The organism is Nocardioides sp. Bht2, from assembly GCF_047308515.1.
In the GTDB taxonomy this organism is placed as follows: domain Bacteria; phylum Actinomycetota; class Actinomycetes; order Propionibacteriales; family Nocardioidaceae; genus Nocardioides.
The window spans coordinates 67,019-87,744 of sequence record NZ_JBLBWI010000014.1 but is presented as its reverse complement, the minus strand read 5'-3'; the positions used below and the strand labels follow the sequence as shown (position 1 = coordinate 87,744).

Sequence of the window (20,726 nt, the reverse complement as noted above, 5' to 3'; positions counted from 1 at the left end):
CCCTGACCTGACCAAGGCGGCCAGCCCATGGCCGTTCTTCCCGTCCAAGTCTCGAAAGGCGTAACCATGGCAAGTATCGAAGACCTGCAGAAGAACACCGACTTCACGAATGCGGTGAAGGGCAAGGTGACCTTCCTCCCCGAGCCCGACAAGGCAGACCGCAAGTTCCCGATGATCTCCGTCGACGACCACATGGTCGAGCCGCCGAACGCGTTCGAGGGCCGGATGCCGTCGAAGTTCGCCGACCAGGCCCCCAAGGTGGTCGACAAGAACGGCGCCGACGTCTGGATCTACGACGGCAAGGAGCTGCCGAACGTCGGCTTCAACGCCGTTGTCGGTCGTCCGATCGATGAGTGGAGCTTCGAGCCGGCCCGGTTCACCGACATGCGTCGGGGTGCCTGGGACATCGACCACCGGATCAAGGACATGGACCTCTCCGGCGTCTATGCCTCGCTCTGCTTCCCGTCGTTCCTGGCCGGCTTCGGCGGCGTTCGCCTGCAGCAGACCACCAAGGACCCGGAGCTGGCGCTGGCCGCCGTGCGCGGTTGGAACCAGTGGAACATCGAGGCCTGGTCGGGTGCTTACCCCGACCGGATGATCCCGTGCCAGCTGCCCTTCATGCTGGACCCGGAGATCGGCGCCAAGGAGATCTACAAGAACGCCGAGCTCGGCTTCAAGGCGGTCACCTTCTCCGAGGCCCCGCACCTGCAGGGCTTCCCGTCGATGCACACCGACTACTGGGACCCGATCATGCGTGCGTGTGAGGAGACCGGCACGGTGATCAACCTGCACATCGGCTCCTCCGGCACCTCGCCGTCCACCTCTGAGGACGCCCCGCCGGACGTCGTCGGCGTGCTCTTCTTCGCCTACGCCATCCACGCCACCGTGGACTGGCTGTACTCGAAGCTGCCGGTCCGCTTCCCCGATCTGAAGATCTGCATGTCGGAGGGTGGCATCGGCTGGGTTCCGGCCCTGCTCGACCGGCTCGACCACATGGCGACCTACCACGAGATGTACGGCACCTGGGACGGGATCGACCTGACCCCGGCCGAGGTGCTGCAGCGCAACTTCTACTTCTGCGCTGTCGAGGACCCGTCGTCGTTCGCCCTGCTCGACCGGATCGGCGCCGACCACGTGATGGTCGAAGAGGACTACCCGCACTCCGACTCGCTGTGGCCCCGCACCCAGGCGGTCGTCCAGGAGTCGGTCGGCGGTCTGTCGGCGGAGAAGATCGCCAAGGTGACCTGGCAGAACGCGTCCAAGCTCTACCGGCACCCGGTGCCGGAGTCGGTGATCGCGGACCCGAACTCCTTCTGATCCATGTCGTGTTGAGCACGATAGCGGCGGTGCTGTGTGCACCGCCGCTGTCGTGTCTCCCAGCTAGTGGGATCGGGCAGCGTAAGTTGCTCACACACGAGTGAATCTGATCAGTCTTCGGGCACAGCCGTGCCCGGTCCAGGAAGGAGAGCTAGGTGCGCATCATCGACACCCACACGCGCTTGGTGGACGTGACCGGTGCTCAATGGAGGGCGAATCGCGAGGAGATCCTCGCGCGCCACTCCGAACACGCGCAGCAGTGCACCCCCGCTGAGTGTGGCTACGCCGGCCACCGCGATGGTGCGGTCGACTCCTTCGTCCATGTCTCCAGCACGGTCGAGCGCGAACTCTGCCTCGCCGAGGTCGACTGGGTGGAACGGATCGCGCGTCTGCACGACCTCGACCTGGTGATGATCGCCGGCGTCGACCCGGACCGCTCCGGCGCGGAGATCCTGGCCGACCTCGAGGTCTTCGCCGGCTCCGAGTCCTTCCGTGGTGTCCGGTTGCCGCTCGGCATGCCTTCGGACCTGCCGTTCGTGGAGAACCTGCTCCACTGGCTGGCTGAGCGGAGCCTGGTGGTCGAGTTCTCGCCCACCGCCGACCAGGTCCCGGCCTGGGTGACGGCGCTGGAGAAGCATCCGCACCTGGTCTCCGTCGTCGGCTACGACACCTGGGTGATCCCGCCCCAGGCCCGGGTCGAGGACGACTGGCGCGACGCGTTCCGCGCCTATGCCGACGGCAATGTCGACGCCTGGCAGGTGACCCTGCCCCGGGACGAGCAGACCGCGGTGGTCAGCCCCGAGATCATCCGGCCCTGGCTGGAGCTCGGCGTCGAGACGCTCGGTTGGGACCGCCTGATGTTCGCCTCCACGCTCTCCCTGGACACCTCGGCGACTCAGTACCCAACGCTGATCGCTGAGTTCGAGAAGCTGCTCGACTTCGCCCCCGAAGAGGACCGCGCGAAGTTCTGGAGCGACAACGCGGCCGCGGCCTACCGGATGTAGGCCGCCCCCGCGCAGCGCTCAGATCCCGAAGGTGTTGCGCGGGTAGCCGGCGTTGACGTCGGTGATCACGTTGACCAGGTAGGGCACCCCGGAGTCGAAAGCACGGTCGATGGCGGGGCCGATCTCCCGTGGATCGGTCACCGTCTCGCCGCCTCCGCCGAGGGCCCTGACGACGGCGTCGTACTCGGTCTGCGGTGCCAGGTCGGCAGCGACGTCGTAGCCGTAGAGCATCTGCATCGGCCCCTTCTCCAGCCCCCATGCGGAGTTGTTTCCGCAGACCATCACCACCGGCAGGTTCTGCCGGACCAGCGAGTCGACGTCCATCAACGAGAAGCCTGCTGCTCCGTCGCCGAGCAGGAGCACCACCTGGGACGACGGTCGCGCCAGCCGCGCTGCCATCGCCGCGCCGAGTCCGGCGCCCAGGCAGCCGTACGGCCCCGGGTCCAACCAGCCTCCGGGCCGCTTCGGCTCGATGTACTTGCCGGCGAAGCTGACGAAGTCGCCGCCGTCGCCGATCACCACCGCATCGTCGGCCAACCGGGGGACCAGCTCGCCGTAGATCCGGGCCGGATGGATCGGGTCGGCCTCCGCGTTGAGGAGCTCGGCGTCTCGGGCCGCCGCGGCGGCGACCGTCTGCTGCAGGTCGTCGAGCCACTGCGCCGTCGACCGGCGCGGTAGCCCGCGCAGTGCGTTCGCCAACTCGACGAAGACCGTCGACAGGTCACCGGAGGCGCTGGCGGCCAGCTCGGCGTGGCCGGAGAGCTGACCGGGGGAGTCGGCGATGTGGACGACCTTCGCCTTCGGAGAGTCGTCGCGCCCGCCGAAGGAGCCGTAAGAGAGCCGGAAGTCGAGCGGGGTGCCGATCACGATGGCCAGGTCGCAATGGCCGAGCGCCTGGCTGCGGGCCTTGGTCACCAGGAGCGGATGGCCGCCGGGGATCACGCCGCGGCCCATGCCGTTGGTGATGGTGGCGATACTCAACTCCTCCACGAAACCGAGTGCCGCCTGTTCGGCGTGGTCGGCCCAGACGTCGGTTCCGAGCACCAGGACCGGCCGGTCGGCCGCGGCGATCAGCCGAGCGATCGCGGTGATGTCGTCGGGGTTCGGCGTGAGCAGGGGAGCCGGGGTGGCGCCGTCCCAAGCGACGTAGGAGCTGCTGAACAGCTCGTCCATCGGGACGTCGACGAAGACCGGACCGCGGTGCGAGGAGCCGGCCACGCGGAACGCCTCGTCCAGGCCGGGGACGACGTCGGCCGCGGTGGGCAGGGTCCGAGCCAGCTTGGCGACCGGCGCCAGGATCGGGGGTTGATCCAACTCCTGCAGGCTGCCGGTGCCCCAGCGGTTCGCCGGCGCCCGACCGCCGATGACCACCATCGGGGATCCGGCGAACTGCGCCTGGGCGATCGCGCTGACGCCGTTGGTGACGCCGGGGCCCGCGGTCAGTACCGCAAGCCCGGGACGCCGGGTCAGCTTGCCGGTGGCCTCGGCGGCGAACGCCGCGGTCTGCTCGTGCCGGACATCGACCAGCCGCATCGGCGGCTCGGCCTTGACGGCGCCGTCGTAGAGCGGGAAGACGTGCGCCCCGGAGAGGGTGAACATGTTCTCCACGCCATAGGCCTGGGCGACGGAGACGGCCAGTTTGCCGGCGTGACCGCCGACCTCCTGGGCCGACTTCGTGGGATCGGCAGAGGGTGCTGTGACGTCGGTCATAGCGGAACCCTACTCGCCGGTCACCAACAAATCCGGGTTGCTGACCCGAAGGGCATCGACCAGCGCGAGCAGCAGATCCGCGCGGGCGGCGGGGCGGCGTCGGCTGACGCTGAGGTGGAGGTAGAGCGAGCGCAGGAACGCCTGGGGCAGAAGCGCGGCGCCGAACGGGTCGGCCTCGGCGTTGAGATCCGGGCGGGCACCGGCGGCGATCCGGTTGACCCAGACCTCCAGCACGTTGCTGGGCACCAGGTCGCGGTGGACGATCCGCAGTGCCGCGCGCGCCAGCCGATCGGGTTCGCCGTTGAGCACGGCGCCGTCGGCAGGCAACAGGATCCGCTCGGCGAGCACGTCGAGCAGGACGGTGAGTTCGGGCAGCCCGACATGGGCCGAGTCGCCGAGTGCGCCGAAGGCGTCCGCCCCGTAAGCCAGGGCGTGCGCCCAGCCGCGGGTCGGCACGTAGCTGCGCAGGTCACGCTCGCCCAGCAGCCACCCCGCCACCTGGTCGCCCCAGGTGAGGATGGTGCTGGCGGGAAGCAGCCGCTGGTGGTTGTCGCGCTCCAGGCAGACCGCCAGCATCCGGACCGAGAAGGTGCGCCGGAAGACCGTGTCGGTGCCGTTCTCGCCGAGGCCGGGGCTCAGCCCGGCTGCCATGCCGTCACCGAGGCCGGCCAGAAGATCGTCGTAGACGCCGCGGGCGGTCCAGGCGGCGAGCACTTCGAAAGCGGTGTGGTCGCGACGCTGCGGATCGCTGCTGCCGAGCATCGCGGTGAGCTCCGCGGTCAGCTCCTTCAGCGGCCGGTCGGTGGGTACCTGGAGGCCACTGGCCTTCACCTGGTCCCAGAACGCCGACGCCATGGGTCCATCTTGCCAGCCGGGGGCATGGTTACGCACAACGCCGGTTCTATGCTGTGCCGGTGCCCACTCTCGACCAGCTGGCCGCCGACCACACCGACCTCTCCGTCGAGGATCTGGCGTGGCTGCATCGGCTGACCGCCGACTGGCAGATCATCGCCGACCTCTCCTTCGCCGACCTTGTGCTCTGGCTCCCGGATCGTGGCGGCAACGGGTTCTGGGCCGGCGCGCAGATGCGCCCCACCACCGGGCCCACGGCGCTTCTCGACGACATCTCCGGCACCTTCAAGGACTGGGGCCCGCGGGCGATGGTCACCTTGGCCTTCGAGCGTGGCCGGCTGATGCGTGAGGGCGACCCGGAGTGGCGCGACGACATCCCGGTCCGGGTCGATGCGATCCCGGTCCGCCGAGGTGAGCGCGTGATCGCGGTGGTGGCCCGTAATACGAACCTGCTGGGTGTCCGAACGCCGAGCCGGTTGGAACTCTCCTACCTGGACACCGCCGCGGACCTCAGCAAGATGATCGCTGCCGGGCTCTTCCCTGACGACGGCGACCGCAGCGACCTGGCGGACACGCCGCGGGTCGGTGACGGATTCGTCCGCGTCGACAAGGCCGGCCGGGTCAGCTACGCCTCGCCGAACGCACTCAGTGTGTATCGCAGGCTCGGGCACACCGGCGATCTCACCGGCCACCTGCTGACCGATCTCACCCGGGAGCTCGTGCCGCCGCGGCGCCGGCCGGACGAGGAGTCGCTGAGCGCGGTGTTGGGCGGACGGGTCTACAAGGACGCCGAGATCGAGACCGACACGGTCTCCTTGGTCGCCCGGGCGATCCCGCTGCGCCCCCAGGGGGAGCGGATCGGCTCGATCGTATTGCTGCGTGACGTCACCGAGCTCCGCCGTCGCGACCGCGAGCTGCTGACCAAGGACGCCACCATCCGGGAGATCCACCACCGGGTGAAGAACAACCTGCAGACGGTGGCGGCGCTGCTCCGGCTCCAGGCCCGGCGGATGCCGAATGCCGATGCGAAGGCTGCCTTGGAGGAGGCGGTGCGACGGGTCGGCTCGATCGCCATCGTCCACGAGACGCTGAGCGAGGCGCTCGAGGAGAAGGTCGACTTCGACGAGATCCTGGACCGGCTCGCTCGGATGGTCACCGAGGTGAGCAACCTCGACGGCCGGGTCCGGGTGATCCGGGAAGGCAACGTCGGGGTGGTGGCGGGTGAGACCGCGACGGCGTTGGCGATGGTGGTCACCGAAGTGCTGCAGAACGCCGTGGAACACGGGTTCGGCGCCGATGACCACGGTGAGATCAGGGTCCAGGCCGCGCCGTTGGTGGGACGTCTGCAGTTGGTTGTCGAGGACAACGGACGAGGACTACCGCCCGGGTTCGACCTCGACACCTCGACCAACCTGGGGCTGTCGATCGTGCGGACCCTGGTCGAGTCCGAACTGGGTGGTGTGTTGGCGATCGAGGGTGCCCACCGCCCGTACCAGAGCGGTACGCGGGTGAGCCTCGATATCCCGGTGGGGTAGTCCTCAGTGGTTGCCTGGTCAGGCGGTGCGCACGCGGGCGCGCGCGTTGCGGCGCTTGAGGGCGCGGCGCTCGTCCTCGCCGAGGCCGCCCCACACTCCGTGGTCCTGGCCGGCCTCAAGGGCCCAGGCGAGACAGAGTTCGCGGACGTCGCACCGACGACACACCTGCTTGGCCTCCTCGATCTGGAGGATGGCCGGACCGGTGTTGCCGATCGGGAAGAACAGTTCCGGGTCCTCGTCGAGGCATGCGGAACGATGGCGCCAATCCATGGCGGAGGACTCCCTTTGTATTCGGTTTCCAGGCGGCCTGTGGGTCGTCTGGCAGCAGTTCAAGAGCGCGGGCAGGTCTTTGGACCCTAAACCGGGCGCGAGGACTAGATTCCCAAGAAGTTTGCCGGTAGACAACCCCTATCCATGGTCGCTTTGGTCACAAGTACGCTGGTTGACCGTGAATCATTCGCCGGTTGCCGCCCCGCCCCGTCCGCTGCTGCTCGCCGCCGCGTTGACCCTGTTCGAGGGCGTCGTCTTCATCGGTTACGGCGTACTCGAGTTGGTCAACCTCTCGAGTGAGCGGTTGTCGATGGGCCTGACGACGTCGCTCTTCTTCCTGGGCTACGGCGCCGCGCTCGCCTGGTGCGCCCGCGGCCTTCGCGACGGTCGGAGCTGGGCCCGGAGCCCAGTGGTCTTCGCCCAGTTGCTGCAGATCCCGGTGGCGTGGAGCTTCTTCGGCGGTGAGACCAAGGGCGTCTCGGCGGCGATCTTCACGGTCTCGGTGATCGTCCTGGTCGCGATCATGATGCCGCGCAGCCTGCAGTACCTCTCCGACGACGAGTAGTTCGGGAAGGGTGGCGCCGCCGGCTCACTGTTCGCTGAGCGCCTCGCGGAGCCTGTCCAGCGTCCGGCTGAGCAGCCGGGAGACATGCATCTGGCTGATCCCGACCTCGGCCGCGATCTGCGACTGGGTCATGTTCTTGAAGAACCGCATCATCAGGATCGTCTTCTCGCGCTCGCCGAGCGCGGCGAGCAGCGGCTTGAGCGACTCCCGCAGTTCGACGTGCTCCAGGCCCTCGTCGTCGACGCCGAGGGTGGTCAGGAACGAGGCGCCGTCGTCGCTGTCGTCCCCGGCGTCCAGGGAGAGCGTCGCGTAGGCGTTGCTCGACTCCATCCCCTCGACGACCTCCTCCGGGCTGCAGCCGATCTTCTCGGCCAGCTCCGCCGGTGTGGGGGAGCGGCCCAGGAGCTGGGTGAGCTCGGCGCTGGTCGCCGAGATCTGCATCCGCAACTCCTGGAGGCGGCGCGGAACCCGGATCGCCCAACCCTTGTCGCGGAAATGCCGCTTGATCTCGCCGATCACGGTGGGGGTGGCGTAGGTGGAGAACTCGACGCCGCGTTCCAGATCGAAGCGGTCGATCGCCTTCAGTAGGCCGATGGTGCCGACCTGGAGGAGGTCCTCGTAGGGCTCGCCCCGGTTGCGGAATCGGCGGGCGCAGTGCTCGACCAGCGGCAGGTGCAGGCTGACCAAGGCGTCGCGCGCAGTGGTGTGCTGGGTCGGCTGCCCCGGATCGGTGAGCACCGCGAAGTGCGCCGCGCTGGCCGCCTTGACGGCCGCCAACTGGGGATTCTCGGGAGGACTCCCGCTCTCGTCGACCATGTCAGACCGTCGCCGTGGAGTGCACGGTGAAGGTGGCTGAGGACCAGCCTTCGCCGCTGTGGAGTTCGGCGTGCGTGGTCAGGGCGCTGAGCACCTGCCAGGCGAAGTCCTCCTCCGCGGCAGGTGGCGTGACGGTGCCGGACGTCGGCACGGAGATCCGGACCTCGATCCGGTCGGGCGAGGTGTGGAAGGCGGCAAGCAGTTCACCGTCCGCGGTGGCGTGCGGCAGCAACAGGGCGCTGGCCTCGCTGACCGCCATCCGGAGATCCTCGATGTCGTCGATGGTGAAATTGAGACGTGCCGCGATGCTGACCGCCGTCGCTCGCAGGACGGAGACGAAGGCCGGGTCTACCGGGAGCCGCAGCTCGACATCAGGGCGCATAGCCCTAAAGATAACCAGCCCGGGGCCCGAAATGCCGACGACGCCGCACCCGAACGGGTTCGGCGTCGTCGCGGTCTACGTGAAGATCAGGCCTTCTTGCTGGCCTGGTGGTTGGGCGTGAACAAGCCTGTCCCAGGCTCGCTCGGTGTGTGCCGGTGTGCGGGACGTAGCTCCCGGCTGGTGTGTGCTCGCCCCTAGGTTCGGAGGATGATCAAGGTCGTAGCTCTTCTAGCCCGCAAGCCAGGACTCTCCATGGTTGAGTTCATCGACTACTACGAGAACAGTCACTCGCGCCTGGTCCGTAGCCTGACGCCGCAGCTGGTGGAGTATCGCAGGAACTACCTCGACCATCAGAGCAAGCTCGCTGCACCGCGCACCCCCGACGTCGACTTCGATGTGATCACCGAACTCTGGTTTGCCGACCGTGCCGCCTACGACGAGATGACCGCGAACCACACCCGTCCAGAGGTCCGCAAGGTCATCGACGCCGACGAGAAGAACTTCCTGGACCAGACCGTGTCGCGTATGTACGTGGTCGAGGTGCGCGAGAGCGAGTAGTGCCCACTGGCTCGGGACGGTGAACGGCCGCCTGGTGGCAGCGGCAGCGCGAAGCCATTGTGGCGAGATGAAGGGCTCCCCTTCACCCCGGCAGTGGTGAAGCCCGCGGCGTACCCGGTAGACCATGACCGGCAACAGCGTACGGGTGAGCGCGAGTGCACGATATCGAACAAGTGTTCCACTCTCGTGGAGTGGACCACTACACGCCCCGCTTGGTCTGGGTCGACACGACTCTGACGTCGGGTCGACCGTCCGCGCCGCGCCTCGGCTTCCTCCTGGACTGGAAGCGGGTGCGCGACGGCCGTGGGGTATCGCAGTGGTACGGCCTGGTCTGGTCCTGCCGCGGTGGCGGCGACCTGCCGTGGCACGGCGCGCTGGAGTGGATCTGGGACGTGCACCTCGCGCCCGCCGAGGTGCTTCGGCCGTAGTAGGTCCTCGCGACCTACACACACCTGTTCCCCGGTGATGAGGATCGGACCCGGAACGTACTCGACGCCGCCCTAGGCCCGCTGGCTGGTCTTGCGGACCAGACGCGGTCTAGGGCGGCGTCGGAGTAGATGAACCGCAGGTGGATCGCGGTTCTCGCTAGATCAGGCCTTCTTGGTGGCCCAGAAGATCTCGGCGATCTCGTCGATCTTCGCGAGCAGCTGGTCGGCGACCTCGGCGTCCAGCGAGCCCTTGGTGCCGGTGGCGCCGGCGAGCTTGGTGGCCTCGTTGACGAGGGTGTGCAGCTGCGGGTAAGCCTCGAAGTGCGGGGGCTTGAAGTAGTCGGTCCACAGCACCCAGAGGTGGTGCTTGACCAGCTCGGAGCGCTGCTCCTTGATCAGGACCGCACGGGTGCGGAAGTCCGGGTCGCTGCTGTCATTCGCCTTGGCGATGACGGCCTTGATCGACTCGGCCTCGATGCGGGCCTGAGCGGGGTCGTATACGCCACAGGGCAGGTCGCAGTGGGCCTGAACTTCGACGGAAGGGGCAAACAGTCGCGCAAGCATGCTTGGCGTCCTCCTAGGGAGAGTAACGATTTCGGCTGTGCTGGTTGCGACACTACTCGTCATGCGAGGACAAGTGGAGAGCGGGAGCCCTTTGCGGCGTTGGGGTGTCGCGGTCGTTCGGGGTCGGTCGATGGAGCCGGGACTACGTGAGGGCGACCGACTGCTGGTGCACTGGGGGAGGAGCGCGGCCCCCGGCGACGTCGTCCTGGCCCGTTTCGTGGACGGCACGCTGGCCGTGAAGCGCGCCATCGAGCAGCGCAGCACGCGGACCGGTGAACCGGGCTGGTGGCTGCTCAGCGACAACCCCGAGGAAGGGGTCGACTCGCGACACCGCGGGGTGGTCGCCGAGCGGGATGTGCTCGCCGTGGTGGTCGTCCGCCTCTGGCCGTGGGGGAGGCGCCGAGGGTGATGTGAGATGATGCGAGTTGGGAGACCCCCTTGGTCGTTGCTTGTCTGACACACCCCGACATGTGTGCCGTTCGACAGCCGATCTCCGTCCACCCTCACCCCATTCCTCGAAAGTCATCCATGCCTGCCCAAACCCCCGAAACCCCGGCCCACCCCTTCGCTGGAGACCCGGTTTTCGAACTGCACGTAGGCGGGAAGATGCGGATCACCTCCTCGGTTGAGTTGGCAGGTGCCGACGAACTGTCGCTGGCCTACACTCCCGGCGTGGCCCGCGTGTGCGAAGCAATCGCCGCTGATCCGCAGAACACCCAGTACTACACGTGGGTCCCGAACACCGTCGCCGTCGTCACCGATGGCACCGCCGTCCTCGGTCTCGGCGACATCGGCGCTCCTGCCGCCATGCCCGTCATGGAAGGCAAGGCCGTCCTCTTCAAGCAGTTCGGCGGCGTCGACGCCATCCCGATCTGCCTGGACACCACCGACACCGAAGAGATCATCGAGACGGTGGCGCGGATGGCGCCCTCCTTCGGTGGCATCAACCTCGAAGACATCTCCGCACCGCGCTGCTTCGAGATCGAGGAGCGGCTCAAGGAGCGCCTCGACATCCCGGTCTTCCACGACGACCAGCACGGCACCGCCGTGGTTGCGCTCGCCGCGCTGAAGAACGCGCTGAAGCTGACCGGCCGCAACCCCGAGAGCACCCGGGTCGTCGTCTCGGGCGCCGGCGCTGCCGGCGTCGCCGTCACCCGGATCCTGCTCGAGGCCGGGATCAAGGACATCGCGGTCACCGACCGTCAGGGCGTGTTGAGCTCGGTCCGCTCCGACCTGACCCCGGTCAAGGCGGCGCTGGCGGCGGACACGGCCGACAACTTCGGTCGCTCCGGCTCCCTCGCCGAGGTGATGCAGGGTGCCGATGTCTACATCGGTGTGTCGGGTGGCACGGTGCCTGAGGAGATCGTCGCCTCGATGGCGGACGACGCGATCATCTTCGGTCTCGCCAACCCGACGCCCGAGGTGCACCCCGAGGTCGCGCACCGGCACGCTCGCGTGGTGGCCACCGGTCGCTCAGACTTCCCGAACCAGATCAACAACGTGCTTGCCTTCCCCGGCATCTTCCGGGGCGCGTTCGACGTGCACGCCACGGCGATCACCGAGGGCATGAAGCTCGCTGCCGCCGACGCTCTCGCCGACCTGGTCGGTGACGCGCTGGCGGAGGACTGCATCATCCCGTCGCCGTTCGACCCGCGGGTCGGTGGCGCGGTGGCCACCGCGGTCGCCGAGGCGGCTCGTCGCGACGGCGTCGCCCGCCGCTGACCCCGGACGTCATACGGACGGAGCACCCGCCTGCTCTCACCGTATGACGTCCCAGCCGGGGGCTGGTGAGCGGACGGTAACCTCAGCAGCATGTTCGCCGTTTACGCTGACTCGTTCTCGTCCGACAATCCACTGCAGGGCCTGATCCTCGGAGAGCGGCCCGACCCGGTCGCCCCGGAGGGATGGACCACCGTCACCGTCAAGGCGGCCTCGCTCAACCACCACGACCTGTGGTCCTTGCGCGGGGTCGGTCTGAAGGCTGACTCGTTGCCGATGATCCTCGGCTGCGACGCCGCCGGCTATGACGAGGACGGCAACGAGGTCGTCGTCCACGCCGTCGTCTCGTCGCCGGACTGGGCCGGGGACGAGACCTTCGACCCGAAGCGGTCGCTGCTCTCCGAACGGCACCAGGGCACCTTCGCCGACAAGGTGATCGTGCCGCGTCGCAACGTGGTCCCGAAGCCCTCCTCGCTCTCCTTCGCCGAGGCCGCGTGCCTGCCGACGGCCTGGCTCACCGCCTACCGGATGCTCTTCACCCAGGGCAACCTCAAGGCCGGCGAGACCGTCCTGGTCCAGGGCGCCGGCGGTGGCGTTGCGACCGCGTTGATCACCCTGGCCCGTGCGGCCGGTCTGCGCGTGCTGGCGACCAGCCGGGACGAGGCCAAGCGGGCCCGCGCCCTGGAGATCGGTGCCCACGAGGTCTACGAGTCCGGGGCTCGGCTTCGGGTGAAGGTCGACGCAGTGATGGAGACGGTCGGTAAGGCCACCTGGTCGCACTCGATCCGCGCGCTCCGCCCCGGCGGGCGCATCGTGATCTCGGGGACGACGTCGGGGCCACAGCTCGACGACGCCGAACTGACCCGGATCTTCTTCCTCCAGCTCTCGGTGATCGGCTCCACGATGGGTACCCGCGACGAACTCGCCTCGTTGGTCGCCATGCTCGACGCCACCGGTGCCCGGCCGTTGATCGACCGTGAGCTTCCGCTGACCGAGGCCGACAAGGGCTTCGCAGCGATGGCGGCCGGTGATGTCTTCGGCAAGATCGTCTTCACCCGGTGAGCGGTCGACGCCATCTGGTGACCGGTGCCGGCTCCGGGATCGGCGATCGGGTCGCGCGTCGTCTCCACGACCGCGGAGATGCGCTGATCCTGCTGGCCCGGAGTCCAGGGCGTGCCGAGGAGCTGGCCGGGGAGTTCCCTGGCGCCGACGTGGTCGTGGGTGACCTCGCCGACCCCTCCTCGCTGATCGGGATCGCAGGGGCGATCACCGGACCGGTCGACTCCCTGCTCCATGTAGCGGGCGTCGTCGAACTGGCCGAGGTCGCCGACGTCGACCTGGCCGGTTGGCAGCGTCAGCTCGATGTCAACCTGACCTCGCCCGCCGTGCTCACCCGGGAACTGTTGCCGCTACTTCGGGCCAGCCGCGGCATGGTGGTCTTCGTCAACTCCACCGCGGGTTTCAATGCGAACCCGTCCTGGGCGGGGTACTCGGCCTCCAAGTTCGGTCTGCGTGCGCTGGCCGATGCGCTGCGGGCTGAGGAGCGGGGCAACGGAGTGGCGGTGAGCACGGTCTTCCCGAGCCGGACCGCGACGCCGATGCAGGAGTCGGTCCACGCCCAGGAGGGGCGCGCCTACGACCCGACCGAGTGGAGCGATGCCGACACGGTGGCTGCCACCATCGTCCACCTGCTCGACCTGCCCACCGACTCCTCGATCAACGAGGTCACCATCCGACCGCGCTAGCGCGCACACCGGTCAACGCGAGAGGCCCCCACCTGCGAAGGTGGGGGCCTCTCGTCGTACCTCGGCGTTCTCGGACCGGTCAGTCCTCCGGGTCGTCCAGCCTGGCGAGCCAGGTGGCGAACCGTTCGACCGCCGTCTCGAACTCGGGGTGGATATCGGTGAACTCCTGCAAGCGGTCGGCGAGCCACTCCAAGGTGACCTCTTCGTCACCGCGACGCTTGAGGAGCTCCTCGATGCCCCGGTCCGTGTAGTACATCAGGCGAAGGTGGTGTCGAGGAGGACCTTCTGCTCCTCCTGGTGACGCTTGGCGGTACCCACCGAGGGAGACGCCGAAGCGGTCCGGCTGACCAGCTCCACGTTGAGACCCAGCTCGTTCCACACGTTGAGTGCGTAGTACGGCCAGGGGCCCATGTTCTTCGGCTCGTCCTGAACCCAACGGATGTTCTTCAGGTTCGGGTACTTCGCGACCTCGGCAGCGATCAGCTCGTCCGGCGACGGGTAGAGCCGCTCGACGCGGGCGATGGCGAAGCGCGAGGAGTCCTCACGCCCGGAACGGGCCTTGACGATGTCCCAAGTGACCCGGCCCGAGCAGAGCAGCAGCGTGTCGACCGCGTTCGGGTCCTCCACGTTGTCGCCGATCAGCGGCTGGAACGAGCCCTCGGTGAAGTCGCTCGGCTGCGAGGCGGCTTCCTTCCGCTTGAGCATCGACTTCGGGGTGAAGACCACCAGTGGGCGGTGCTCCTCGCCGAGCGAGTGACGACGCAGCAGGTGGAAGTAGGACGCCGGGGTCGACGGCTGGGCGACGACGATGTTGTTCTCGGCGCACATCGACAGGAACCGCTCGATCCGGGCGGACGAGTGGTCGGGTCCTTGGCCCTCGTACCCGTGCGGCAGCAGCAGCACGACGCCGGACTGCTGGCGCCACTTCGCCTCGCTGGAGGTGATGAACTCATCGATGATGGTCTGCGCACCGTTGACGAAGTCACCGAACTGGGCCTCCCAGAGGACCAGCGCGTCCGGACGTGCCACGGAGTAGCCGTACTCGAAGCCGAGAGCGGCGTACTCGCTGAGCAGGGAGTCGTAGACGTAGAACTTCGCCTGGTCCTCGCTGAGCGCGGTCAGGGGGGTCCACTCGTCGGCGTTGTGACGGTCGATGATGGTCGCGAAGCGCTGCACGAAGGTGCCGCGGCGGCTGTCCTGACCGGCCAGGCGGACCGGGCGGCCTTCCATCAACAGGGAACCGAACGCGAGGATCTCGCCGGTGCCCCAGTCGATCGGACCGTCGGTGATCGCGGCTGCGCGACGCTGGAGCTGCGGCATCACCTTCGGGTGGACGGTGAAGCCCTCGGGCGGCGTGATGTAGGCGTCGGAGATCCGCTTCATCACCTCGGGGGCGATCGCGGTCACCGCCTCGCCGGCCGTCTTCTCCGGGTAGTCCGGGACGGTGGTCCACTCCTCGGGCTGCGAGGTGGCCTCGCGGACCTCGGTGAAGACCCGCTCCAGCTGCTGCTGGTAGTCGCGCAGCACCTGCTCGGCCTCTTCGATGGTGATGTCACCACGACCGATCAGCGACTCGGTGTAGAGCTTGCGCACCGAACGCTTCTGCTCGATCAGGTCGTACATCAGCGGCTGGGTGTAGCTCGGGTCGTCGCCCTCGTTGTGGCCGCGACGGCGGTAGCAGACCAGGTCGATGACGACGTCCTTGTTGAACGCCTGGCGGTACTCGAACGCCAAGCGGGCAACGCGGATGCAGGCCTCGGGGTCGTCGCCGTTGACGTGGAAGATCGGCGCCTGAACCATCCGGGCGACGTCGGTGGCGTACAGCGACGACCGTGACGAACCGGGGGAGGTGGTGAAGCCGACCTGGTTGTTGACGACCAGGTGGATCGAGCCACCGGTGCGGTAGCCACGCAGCTGCGAGAGGTTGAGCGTCTCAGCGACCACACCCTGACCGGCGAACGCGGCGTCACCGTGGATCAGCAGCGGCAGCACCGGGAACTCCAGGCCGCGGTCGAGCACGTCCTGCTTGGCGCGGGCGATGCCCTCCAGGACCGGGTCGACAGCCTCGAGGTGAGACGGGTTCGCGGCCACGGAGACCTTGATCGTGTCGCCCTTGCCGGAGAGGAACTCACCCTCGGCGCCCAGGTGGTACTTGACGTCGCCCGAGCCCTGCACGGTGCGCGGGTCGATGTTGCCCTCGAACTCGCGGAAGATCTGCGAGTACTTCTTGCCGACGATGTTGGCCAGCACGTTGAGTCGCCCACGGTGGGCCATCCCGATCGCGACCTCGTCGAGGCTGATCTCGGCGGCGGCCTCACAGATCTCGTCGATCACCGGGATGGTGGTCTCGCCACCCTCGAGGCTGAACCGCTTCTGGCCGACGAACTTCGTCTGCAGGAAGGTCTCGAACGCCTCGGCCTGGTTGAGCTTGAGCAGGATCCGGAGCTGCTCCTCGCGCGGGGTCTTGGTGTGCGGCACCTCGACGCGTTCCTGGATCCACTTGCGCTGCTCCGGCGACATGATGTGCATGTACTCGATGCCGATGGTGCGGCAGTAGGAGTCACGCAGGATGCCGAGGATGTCGCGCAGCTTCATGAAGCGACGGCCTTCGCCACCGAACGAGCCGGTCGCGAACTCGCGGTCGAGGTCCCACATGGTCAAGCCGTGGTTCTCGATCTCGAGGTCGGGGTGGCTGCGCTGGCGGTACTCCAGCGGGTCCGTGTCGGCCATCAGGTGGCCGCGGACGCGGTAGGAGTGGATCAGCTCGAGGATCCGGGCCTGCTTGGAGATGTCCTCGTCGTGGCTGGTGGCGATGTCCGCGCGCCAGCGGATCGGCTGGTACGGGATCCGCAGCGAGGCGAAGATCTCGTCGTAGAAGCCCTCCTCGCCGAGCAGCAGGTGGTGGACCAGACGCAGGAACTCGCCGGACTGCGCGCCCTGGATGACGCGGTGGTCGTAGGTCGAGGTGATCGTCATGATCTTGCTGACCGCGTTCCGGGTCAGGGTGTCCTCCGAGGCACCCTGGAACTCCGGCGGGTACTCCATCGAGCCGACGCCGAAGATGGCAGCCTGGCCGCTCATCAGACGGGGCACGGAGTGGCTGGTGCCTAGGCCACCGACGTTGGTCAGCGAGATCGTGGTGCCGGCGTAGTCGTCCATGCCGAGCTTGTTGTCGCGGGCCTTGGAGACCATCGTCTCGTAGGCGGTCCAGAAGGAGGCGAAGTCCATCGACTCGCAGCCCTTGATCGACGGCGCCACCAACTGGCGGGTGCCGTCGGGCTTCTGCTGGTCGATCGCGAGGCCGAGGTTCACGTGCGCGGGGGAGACCAGCGTCGGCTTGCCGTTGACCTCGGCGAAGGTGCTGTTCATCTCCGGCATCGCGCGCATCGCGCGGACGATCGCGTAGCCGATCAGGTGGGTGAAGCTGACCTTGCCACCACGGGCCCGCTTGAGGTGATTGTTGATCACCGTGCGGTTGTCCCACAGCAGCTTGACCGGGATGTTGCGGACCGAGGTCGCGGTCGGCACGGAGAGCGAGACGTCCATGTTCTTCGCGGTCGCAGCCGGGATACCGCGCAGCGTCGTGTAGCGGGGCTCTTCAGCAGCGCTGGACGGCGCAGGCTTCTGCGGCTCGCGCGGAGCCGGCGAGCTGGTGCCCTTGGCCGGTTCGGCAGCCTTGCTGGCCGGGCGCGGCTTGGCGACCGGTGCCGGCGGTTGTGAAGCAGCGGCCGGAGCAGCGGCAGCCGGGGCCGTAGCCGCGGGGGCTGCGGCTACGGAGGCCGGTGCGGCCGAGTTCTGGGTCTGCGTGGTTCCGGTGGCGGCGGCGGTGGTACTCACGCCGCCAGCAGCGTGCGTTCTGAAGTACTCACTCCACTCCGCACTCACACTTGCCGGGTCACGTCGGTACTGCTCGAACATCTCGTCAACGAGCCATTCGTTGGCTCCGAAATCTGTGGGGGAGTTGTTCTGAGAAGACTCAGCCACTTCTAGGTTCGCCTCTTCCGGTGCAGCTGATGAGTGATGTCAAGGGTTAAGGCTAGACCCACCGGCAAGCAAATGGTTCGGACGGTGCCGTATGTCGGTCAAGGTTTGTCATCCGAGGGTGGAACAACGAAGGTGGACAGATGCCGAAACCACGAGATCGAGCACCCGCGGCGGTGCTTCTTGCGCTCGTCGCAGGTCTGGCGCTGGGTGCCTGTACCGGCGACGACGAGCCCACGAAGTCCGCCTCCACGCCGAGCGCTCCGGCTCCGTCGTCGGCCCCGATCGACGTGGCTCCGGGCAAGCTCACCGGTCGCATCGGCCGTGCCGCTCGTGACGCCGCGGTCGCCGATGTCGCCCAGGTGGTGGACGGCTGGTTCGAAGCGGCCTATCTGGGGGAGTACCCGCGCAGCGACTTCTCCGACGCGTGGCCGGGGTTCACCAGACGCCTCGCCGGGCAAGCCCGCCGCGAGTCAGCGGTGACCAGCAACGCCGTCCGCGGTGCCGAGCTCACCTCGGTCCGCGCGACGGTGCGCAAGGTCCGGGTCGATCTGCTGAGCGCGAAGGGTCGCGCCGTCGGTGCGACGGCGCGGTTCCGGTTGGTTCTGGAGACTCCCGGCACCGAGACCATCACCGGCAGGTTGTCGCTCTCACCGGTGCGCGGCGGCTGGCAGGTCTTCGAGTACCAGGTGGTGCGCCGATGAGCAGGATCTCGTGGTGGCGTCGCCTTGCCATCGGCGCCGTGTTGGGTGTGACCGCTCTCAGCGTTCCGGACGGCGCCGTGGCGCCGACCACCTCGGCACTGGTCGCGGTCGACCGTGCGGAAGGGATCGACCTGTCGCCGGACGTGATCTGGATCCTGGCCCTGGGATCGGATGCCCGGTTGGGGCAGAACGTGACGCGCAGCCGCGCGGACGCGATCCAGTTGGTGGGGATCAACACCAGGACCGGGGCGGCCACCGCGATCGGCGTTGCCCGCGATTCGTGGGTCCCGATCCCGGGCCACGGCTCCAATCGGGTGAACGCTGCGTTGTTCTACGGCGGGCCCCAGTTGATGGCCAAGACGATCGAAGGCCTGATCGGGATCGAGCCCGACTACGTGATGGTCTCCAGCTTCTGGGGCCTGCGACACATGGTCGACGCGATCGGTGGCGTCACGGTGGACAGTAGGTTCGCCTTCTCCGACCCGTACCTCGCGCCGCAGGGCTATCGGGTCGGCAAGAACAAGGTCGAGGGCTACGGCGCCCTGCACTTCGCGCGGATCCGCAAATCGCTGCCGCGCGGCGACTTCGATCGCTCCGCCAACCAGCAGGAGGTGATCGCTGCGATCCAAAGGAAGGTGGCGGCGAACGCCGACCGTCCCGGCTTCCTCGACGTCGGCACCCTGGCGGTGTTGAAGAACATGGATGCCCAGGTCTCACCCAAGGTGCTCTTCCAATTGGCCCGGGCGGTCGCGGCGGTCGACGCTCGCAGGATCACCGGCTGTGTGCTGACCGGAAGCTTCGCCAACATCGGGGGAGCGAGTGTGGTGCTTCCGGATCGGGCGCTGGCCAAGCGTTGGGGCGACGACGCCCGCAAGGACGCCGTCATCAAGCGGTGTTGAGTTCGCCGGAGTGAACAGCCGGCGAGAGAAACCACAAGGGCGGTCCGAGATCGGACCGCCCTTGCTGTCGTTCTGGTGAAGCTGGTGTTCGGTGTTACTTGGAGACCTTCGCCTCGACGTCACCGATCTTGATGTCGGCGCCCTTGCCGTTGAGCAGCTTGATCTGCAGGGCGATCACGCCGATGCCGTTCTTGACCTTGCGCTTGACGTGGGTCTTGATGCTGGCGATGCCGATACCCGAGAGCACGCCGTCCAGGCCGCTGAGGACCGGGTTGAGCAGGTCTCCCAGGCTGTACTTCTGGCCGGCCACCGAGATCGAGCCGATGTCGACGTAGGACTTGGTGCTGAGCTTGCCGACCCGGTTGCGCTGGGCGGTGGCCTCCGAGGTGATCGCCTCGATCACCAGGCCGTTGTTGCCGCCGATCGCGATCCGAGCGGTCTGGCCCTTGCTCTTGGTGGTGCGGGTGGTGCGGCGGGTGCCCTTGGTCTGCACGGCGGAGGTCACCGCGCCGACCTCGACCAGGCCGAGGCCGAGCAGGTTGACGCCGGCCACACCGCTCTTCTTCCAGGCGCCGCCGGTACCCATGCAGGGAACAGGCTGGTGCGCCAGCTTCGAGGTCTTCAGCACGCCGTCGAGCAGGGTGGCGTCCAGGGCAGAGGCGTAGCCACCGAAGCGGCCCGGCTCGTTGGTCCGGTTGATCCGAGCCCGCGAACGGCCCAGTTCGACGACGATGTCGTCGGCGCTGCGCTTCATGTCGGTCCCGTAGAGGCGGACCTCGAGGGCGGTCGAGTAGGAGATGGCGTGGTTCTTGCGCTCCTTCGAGACGCCCTTGCCCATGCTGATCTCACCGAGACCGGCCACCTTCAGCACGCCGCCGACCACGTCGATCAGAGGCTCGACGATGTTGCCGAGCAACAGATCGAGCAGGCCGCCGAGGCCCTGCTGGCCGAGCAGCTGGTCGAGCGGAGCGATGCCGGTCTTGGCGTCGATGTTGAGCGTCTTGTACTTCTGCGTGGTGTTGAACTTGCCCTTCTTGTTCACCCAGGCGCGGGCCTCGGACTCAAGTCCGGTGATCACCAGGTGCGGACCGTTGGCCGGGCCGAGGCGGACGTCGGCCACCTTGGCGCTGGAGATCGAGGCCGCAGCGGTGTTCGACGGGAAGCCCAGCGCCTTGGCGGCGCTGCCCTTACGGGTCTTGGTGCTGGACCGGACGACACCGAGGTCGAGGAAGGCGTTGCCCGGAAGCACCGAACCGCCGACGAGTGCGGTGCTCATCTGGCGGTTGTGCTGGGTGCAGCCGACCCACGAGAACGCGGTGCGGTCCGAGCGGAGGCCGAGCAGGCCGGCCACGATCTCGGTGCCGTAGGCGTCGCCACCCATCGTGTAACGGGTGGTCTTCTTCTTTTTCTTCTTCTTCGCCAGAACCTTGACGCCGTCCTGGGCGGTCACGCTCGACGCTGCCGGTGCGGCAGCGGAAACCGGCCCGGTCATGGCCAGCGTGCCGGCGGAGGCGACAGCAACGGCGGTGGCCGTAGCGATGGCATGTCGCATCGAAGTCTTCACTACTACATCTCCCCAAAAGTTGTCGTCAGAGTCGAGCGCAACCAAGCCCCATAAGGCACTCCCCACTGCACTCGTTCCCCCAAACGAGGCACCCCAGTACTTAGTTATGGGTA

The 20,726-nt window shown here is 67.8% G+C and carries 21 protein-coding genes; 12 read left to right on the top strand and 9 right to left on the bottom strand.

Annotation, left to right across the window (positions count from 1 at the left end; genetic code table 11):
* Window positions 1–66 precede the first annotated feature (66 nt).
* Together ACLM5J_RS16285 and ACLM5J_RS16280 are read left to right on the top strand one after the other, a co-directional pair.
* A complete protein-coding gene (locus ACLM5J_RS16285) occupies window positions 67–1,317 on the top strand; it encodes an amidohydrolase family protein (RefSeq protein WP_413657526.1) in 1,251 nt (416 codons plus the stop codon).
* A 155-nt stretch (window positions 1,318–1,472) separates the two neighbouring features.
* Window positions 1,473–2,321 carry an amidohydrolase family protein gene (locus ACLM5J_RS16280; RefSeq protein ID WP_413657525.1) on the top strand — a complete coding sequence of 283 codons (849 nt, stop codon included), beginning with the start codon at window positions 1,473–1,475 and terminating at the stop codon, window positions 2,319–2,321.
* 18 nt (window positions 2,322–2,339) lie between these two features.
* Here ACLM5J_RS16280 and ACLM5J_RS16275 read toward each other — a convergent pair whose 3' ends face one another.
* Window positions 2,340–4,031, bottom strand: coding sequence for an acetolactate synthase (locus tag ACLM5J_RS16275; RefSeq protein WP_413657524.1), 1,692 nt, complete (start codon window positions 4,029–4,031; stop codon window positions 2,340–2,342).
* A gap of 9 nt (window positions 4,032–4,040) precedes the next feature.
* Window positions 4,041–4,886, bottom strand: a complete 846-nt coding sequence (locus ACLM5J_RS16270) for a DUF2785 domain-containing protein (protein WP_413657523.1) — start codon at window positions 4,884–4,886, stop codon at window positions 4,041–4,043.
* Window positions 4,887–4,945: 59 nt separating this feature from the next.
* On the opposite strand from ACLM5J_RS16270, the gene ACLM5J_RS16265 reads away from it, so the two are divergent.
* The gene (locus tag ACLM5J_RS16265; protein WP_413657522.1) at window positions 4,946–6,418 is read left to right on the top strand and encodes a sensor histidine kinase; all 1,473 of its coding nucleotides are present in this window, start codon (window positions 4,946–4,948) and stop codon (window positions 6,416–6,418) included.
* 18 nt (window positions 6,419–6,436) lie between these two features.
* Here ACLM5J_RS16265 and ACLM5J_RS16260 read toward each other — a convergent pair whose 3' ends face one another.
* Window positions 6,437–6,688 (bottom strand): WhiB family transcriptional regulator, encoded by a 252-nt coding sequence (locus ACLM5J_RS16260; protein ID WP_413657521.1) that lies wholly within the window; start codon window positions 6,686–6,688, stop codon window positions 6,437–6,439.
* 178 nt (window positions 6,689–6,866) lie between these two features.
* Here ACLM5J_RS16260 and ACLM5J_RS16255 point away from each other — a divergent pair, with 178 nt between their 5' ends.
* A complete protein-coding gene (locus ACLM5J_RS16255) occupies window positions 6,867–7,253 on the top strand; it encodes a hypothetical protein (protein ID WP_413657519.1) in 387 nt (128 codons plus the stop codon).
* Between the two features lie 24 nt (window positions 7,254–7,277).
* Here ACLM5J_RS16255 and ACLM5J_RS16250 read toward each other — a convergent pair whose 3' ends face one another.
* Together ACLM5J_RS16250 and ACLM5J_RS16245 are read right to left on the bottom strand one after the other, a co-directional pair.
* A complete protein-coding gene (locus ACLM5J_RS16250; RefSeq protein ID WP_413657518.1) occupies window positions 7,278–8,069 on the bottom strand; it encodes an RNA polymerase sigma factor SigF in 792 nt (263 codons plus the stop codon).
* Between the two features lies 1 nt (window position 8,070).
* Window positions 8,071–8,451, bottom strand: coding sequence for an anti-sigma factor (locus ACLM5J_RS16245; protein WP_413657517.1), 381 nt, complete (start codon window positions 8,449–8,451; stop codon window positions 8,071–8,073).
* Window positions 8,452–8,658: 207 nt separating this feature from the next.
* Between ACLM5J_RS16245 and ACLM5J_RS16240 the strand changes: the two genes are divergently transcribed.
* Together ACLM5J_RS16240 and ACLM5J_RS16235 are read left to right on the top strand one after the other, a co-directional pair.
* On the top strand, window positions 8,659–9,009 hold the full coding sequence (locus ACLM5J_RS16240) for an EthD domain-containing protein (protein WP_413657516.1): 351 nt from the start codon (window positions 8,659–8,661) through the stop codon (window positions 9,007–9,009).
* A 191-nt stretch (window positions 9,010–9,200) separates the two neighbouring features.
* Entirely contained in the window at window positions 9,201–9,437 is a 237-nt protein-coding gene (locus ACLM5J_RS16235; protein ID WP_413657515.1) for a hypothetical protein, read from the top strand.
* 162 nt (window positions 9,438–9,599) lie between these two features.
* Here the strand turns inward: ACLM5J_RS16235 and sodN are convergent, their stop codons facing one another.
* Complete coding sequence (sodN, locus tag ACLM5J_RS16230) at window positions 9,600–10,001, bottom strand: superoxide dismutase, Ni (RefSeq protein ID WP_413657514.1); 402 nt, start codon at window positions 9,999–10,001, stop codon at window positions 9,600–9,602.
* A 61-nt stretch (window positions 10,002–10,062) separates the two neighbouring features.
* On the opposite strand from sodN, the gene ACLM5J_RS16225 reads away from it, so the two are divergent.
* The 4 genes from ACLM5J_RS16225 (at window position 10,063) to ACLM5J_RS16210 (ending at window position 13,465) form a co-directional block, all read left to right on the top strand.
* Window positions 10,063–10,410 carry a S24/S26 family peptidase gene (locus ACLM5J_RS16225; RefSeq protein WP_413657513.1) on the top strand — a complete coding sequence of 116 codons (348 nt, stop codon included), beginning with the start codon at window positions 10,063–10,065 and terminating at the stop codon, window positions 10,408–10,410.
* A gap of 197 nt (window positions 10,411–10,607) precedes the next feature.
* Entirely contained in the window at window positions 10,608–11,723 is a 1,116-nt protein-coding gene (locus ACLM5J_RS16220) for an NAD(P)-dependent malic enzyme (protein WP_413657512.1), read from the top strand.
* A 90-nt stretch (window positions 11,724–11,813) separates the two neighbouring features.
* The gene (locus ACLM5J_RS16215) at window positions 11,814–12,782 is read left to right on the top strand and encodes a zinc-binding dehydrogenase (protein WP_413657511.1); all 969 of its coding nucleotides are present in this window, start codon (window positions 11,814–11,816) and stop codon (window positions 12,780–12,782) included.
* Window positions 12,779–13,465 carry an SDR family oxidoreductase gene (locus ACLM5J_RS16210; protein ID WP_413657510.1) on the top strand — a complete coding sequence of 229 codons (687 nt, stop codon included), beginning with the start codon at window positions 12,779–12,781 and terminating at the stop codon, window positions 13,463–13,465. Before ACLM5J_RS16215 ends, ACLM5J_RS16210 begins: the two co-directional genes overlap by 4 nt.
* A 79-nt stretch (window positions 13,466–13,544) precedes the next feature.
* Here the strand turns inward: ACLM5J_RS16210 and ACLM5J_RS16205 are convergent, their stop codons facing one another.
* Together ACLM5J_RS16205 and ACLM5J_RS16200 are read right to left on the bottom strand one after the other, a co-directional pair.
* On the bottom strand, window positions 13,545–13,721 hold the full coding sequence (locus tag ACLM5J_RS16205) for a DUF6104 family protein (protein ID WP_413657509.1): 177 nt from the start codon (window positions 13,719–13,721) through the stop codon (window positions 13,545–13,547).
* Window positions 13,721–17,449: a multifunctional oxoglutarate decarboxylase/oxoglutarate dehydrogenase thiamine pyrophosphate-binding subunit/dihydrolipoyllysine-residue succinyltransferase subunit gene (locus ACLM5J_RS16200; RefSeq protein WP_413657508.1), complete on the bottom strand. Its 3,729-nt coding sequence runs from the start codon at window positions 17,447–17,449 to the stop codon at window positions 13,721–13,723. The genes ACLM5J_RS16205 and ACLM5J_RS16200 overlap by 1 nt, the downstream gene beginning before the upstream one ends.
* A 140-nt stretch (window positions 17,450–17,589) precedes the next feature.
* Here ACLM5J_RS16200 and ACLM5J_RS16195 point away from each other — a divergent pair, with 140 nt between their 5' ends.
* Both ACLM5J_RS16195 and ACLM5J_RS16190 read left to right on the top strand, forming a co-directional pair.
* Window positions 17,590–18,150: a hypothetical protein gene (locus tag ACLM5J_RS16195; RefSeq protein ID WP_413657507.1), complete on the top strand. Its 561-nt coding sequence runs from the start codon at window positions 17,590–17,592 to the stop codon at window positions 18,148–18,150.
* Window positions 18,147–19,049, top strand: a complete 903-nt coding sequence (locus tag ACLM5J_RS16190) for an LCP family protein (protein ID WP_413657506.1) — start codon at window positions 18,147–18,149, stop codon at window positions 19,047–19,049. The genes ACLM5J_RS16195 and ACLM5J_RS16190 overlap by 4 nt, the downstream gene beginning before the upstream one ends.
* 94 nt (window positions 19,050–19,143) lie before the next feature.
* Here ACLM5J_RS16190 and ACLM5J_RS16185 read toward each other — a convergent pair whose 3' ends face one another.
* Window positions 19,144–20,601 carry a choice-of-anchor P family protein gene (locus ACLM5J_RS16185; protein ID WP_413657505.1) on the bottom strand — a complete coding sequence of 486 codons (1,458 nt, stop codon included), beginning with the start codon at window positions 20,599–20,601 and terminating at the stop codon, window positions 19,144–19,146.
* Between the last annotated feature and the right edge of the window lie 125 nt (window positions 20,602–20,726).

Bases quoted from the DNA above. Each gene is read 5' to 3' on its own strand.
- ACLM5J_RS16220 (WP_413657512.1), top strand. From the start codon at position 10,608: ATGCGGATCACCTCCTCGGTTGAGTTGGCAGGTGCCGACGAACTGTCG.
- ACLM5J_RS16250 (WP_413657518.1), bottom strand. From the start codon at position 8,069: ATGGTCGACGAGAGCGGGAGTCCTCCCGAGAATCCCCAGTTGGCGGCC.
- ACLM5J_RS16185 (WP_413657505.1), bottom strand. From the start codon at position 20,601: ATGCGACATGCCATCGCTACGGCCACCGCCGTTGCTGTCGCCTCCGCC.
- ACLM5J_RS16260 (WP_413657521.1), bottom strand. From the start codon at position 6,688: ATGGATTGGCGCCATCGTTCCGCATGCCTCGACGAGGACCCGGAACTG.
- ACLM5J_RS16275 (WP_413657524.1), bottom strand. From the start codon at position 4,031: ATGACCGACGTCACAGCACCCTCTGCCGATCCCACGAAGTCGGCCCAG.
- ACLM5J_RS16215 (WP_413657511.1), top strand. From the start codon at position 11,814: ATGTTCGCCGTTTACGCTGACTCGTTCTCGTCCGACAATCCACTGCAG.
- ACLM5J_RS16270 (WP_413657523.1), bottom strand. From the start codon at position 4,886: ATGGCGTCGGCGTTCTGGGACCAGGTGAAGGCCAGTGGCCTCCAGGTA.
- ACLM5J_RS16225 (WP_413657513.1), top strand. From the start codon at position 10,063: ATGCGAGGACAAGTGGAGAGCGGGAGCCCTTTGCGGCGTTGGGGTGTC.
- ACLM5J_RS16190 (WP_413657506.1), top strand. From the start codon at position 18,147: ATGAGCAGGATCTCGTGGTGGCGTCGCCTTGCCATCGGCGCCGTGTTG.
- ACLM5J_RS16285 (WP_413657526.1), top strand. From the start codon at position 67: ATGGCAAGTATCGAAGACCTGCAGAAGAACACCGACTTCACGAATGCG.
- ACLM5J_RS16205 (WP_413657509.1), bottom strand. From the start codon at position 13,721: ATGTACTACACGGACCGGGGCATCGAGGAGCTCCTCAAGCGTCGCGGT.
- sodN (WP_413657514.1), bottom strand. From the start codon at position 10,001: ATGCTTGCGCGACTGTTTGCCCCTTCCGTCGAAGTTCAGGCCCACTGC.
- ACLM5J_RS16195 (WP_413657507.1), top strand. From the start codon at position 17,590: ATGCCGAAACCACGAGATCGAGCACCCGCGGCGGTGCTTCTTGCGCTC.
- ACLM5J_RS16240 (WP_413657516.1), top strand. From the start codon at position 8,659: ATGATCAAGGTCGTAGCTCTTCTAGCCCGCAAGCCAGGACTCTCCATG.
- ACLM5J_RS16245 (WP_413657517.1), bottom strand. From the start codon at position 8,451: ATGCGCCCTGATGTCGAGCTGCGGCTCCCGGTAGACCCGGCCTTCGTC.